Here is a 1,762-nt window from a genome sequence, read left to right on the forward strand (position 1 = left end):
CCTTCTGCTCATGTATTGCAGGATGCCCAGCCGGCCCTTCTCGCGTCCCAGGCCACTGTCGCGCCAGCCGCCGAAGGGCGTCGAGATCGAGAATTGCTTGTAGGTGTTGATCCAGACATTGCCGGCCTGCACCGCCCGGCCGATGCGCCAGGCACGCTTGTAGTCGCGCGTCCAGATACCGGCGGCCAACGCATAGACGCTGTCATTGGCCTGCGCGATCAGGTCGTCTTCATCGTCGAACGGCATGGCCACCAGTACCGGGCCGAAGATTTCTTCCTGGCAGATGCGCTGCTGGTTGCTCACCCCTTCGATGATGGTGGGCGTGTAGTAGTAACCGCGTTCGAACTGCGCCCCCTGGGGACGCACGCCACCGGTACGGATACGTCCCCCCTCGGCCACGCCCAGCTCGACGTAGCGCTCGATGCCTTCACGATGACGTGCCGTGATCAGCGGCCCCATCTGCGTGCGCGCATCGGCCGGATCGCCCACGCGCAAGGCGGCGGCAGCGGCGGCCAGGCGCTCCATGAAGCCATCGTAGAGCGCGCGTGCCACGAACAGGCGCGAACCGGCGATGCAGGACTCACCGGAACTGCTGAAGATCCCGTAGAGCACACCGGCCACCGCATGATCCACATCGGCATCCTCGAACACCATGGTGGGCGACTTGCCGCCCAGTTCCAGCGAGACCGGCATCATCTTGTCGGCAGCGATATGGGCAATGTGCTTGCCGGTGGTGGTGCCGCCGGTAAAGGAGACGCGCTTGACCAACGGATGCCGCGTAATGGCATCGCCAATCACCGAGCCCTTGCCCGGCAATACGCTGATCATGCCCGCCGGCACCCCGGCCTCGATGCAGATGCGCGCCAGTTCCAGGGCCGCCAGTGGCGTCACTTCTGCCGGCTTGACCACCACCGCATTGCCGGCGGCCAGGGCCGGGGCCATCTTCTGTGCCTCGCTGGCAATGGGCGAATTCCAGGGCGTGATGGCGGCCACCACGCCCATGGGCTCATACAGGCTCATGGTGAGATTGTCGCCGCGCATCGGTGTGAGCGTTTCTTCCAGCGTCTCGCAGGCGGCGGCGAAGAACTGGAAGGTGGCTGCGGCACTGGCGACCAGGGCCCGCGTTTCGCTGATCGGCTTGCCATTGTCCAGGCGCTGCATCTGTGCCAGCGCTTCGCTGCGTTCGCGGATCAGTTGCGCCACGCGATAGAGCACGGCGGCGCGTTCATGCGCTTTCTTGTGCGCCCAGCCGCTGCTGCGAAAGGCCAGGTCGGCGCCGGCGATGGCGTCTTCCACATCGGCCACGCTGGCGGCATGGAGCGTAGCGACCACTTCACCGGTGGCGGGATAGTGGGTGGCGTAGGGCTCGCCACTGCCCAGGCGCCATTGGCCGGCGATGCAGATGGGCAGTATTTCCTTGAGGTTCATCATGGTGGGCCTATGCTTGCAATGCTCAGATCGACAGCGCATGGGCACGATTGCCCAGGGCGCGCACGACGCTGTAGACGGTCAGCGCCGAGGTCTTGGGGTTGGCCGCCAGGGGCTTACCGCGCATGGTCAGTTCGAAACCGCCGAAGGCGCCGCGCGCCTCCACGTGGTGGACGTTCTCACTCACGCCGGGGTCGGCGTACAGGCGCACGCGGGTGTCATCCAGGCCCAGGCCGGCCAGCGACAGGGTGGCGGCGACATTGGCATTCTTCGGATAGAGGCGCGCAGCCTCGCGGGCGCTGCCTTCAAAATCATGCCGGCCCTGGGTCAGCCA

The 1,762-nt window shown here is 66.0% G+C and carries 2 protein-coding genes; both read right to left on the reverse strand.

The window, feature by feature from the left end; translation table 11 throughout:
• Positions 1-1,428 (reverse strand): aldehyde dehydrogenase (locus I5W_RS25700; RefSeq protein WP_199901809.1); only part of this gene is annotated, 1,428 nt, incomplete at its 3' end.
• Between the two features lie 25 nt (positions 1,429-1,453).
• The coding region (locus I5W_RS25705) for an aspartate dehydrogenase domain-containing protein (protein ID WP_044531385.1) at positions 1,454-1,762 on the reverse strand (309 nt) is incomplete at its 5' end.

The sequence above is a fragment of the Herbaspirillum sp. B65 genome, assembly GCF_000333555.1.
Lineage (GTDB): Bacteria > Pseudomonadota > Gammaproteobacteria > Burkholderiales > Burkholderiaceae_D > Herbaspirillum > Herbaspirillum rubrisubalbicans.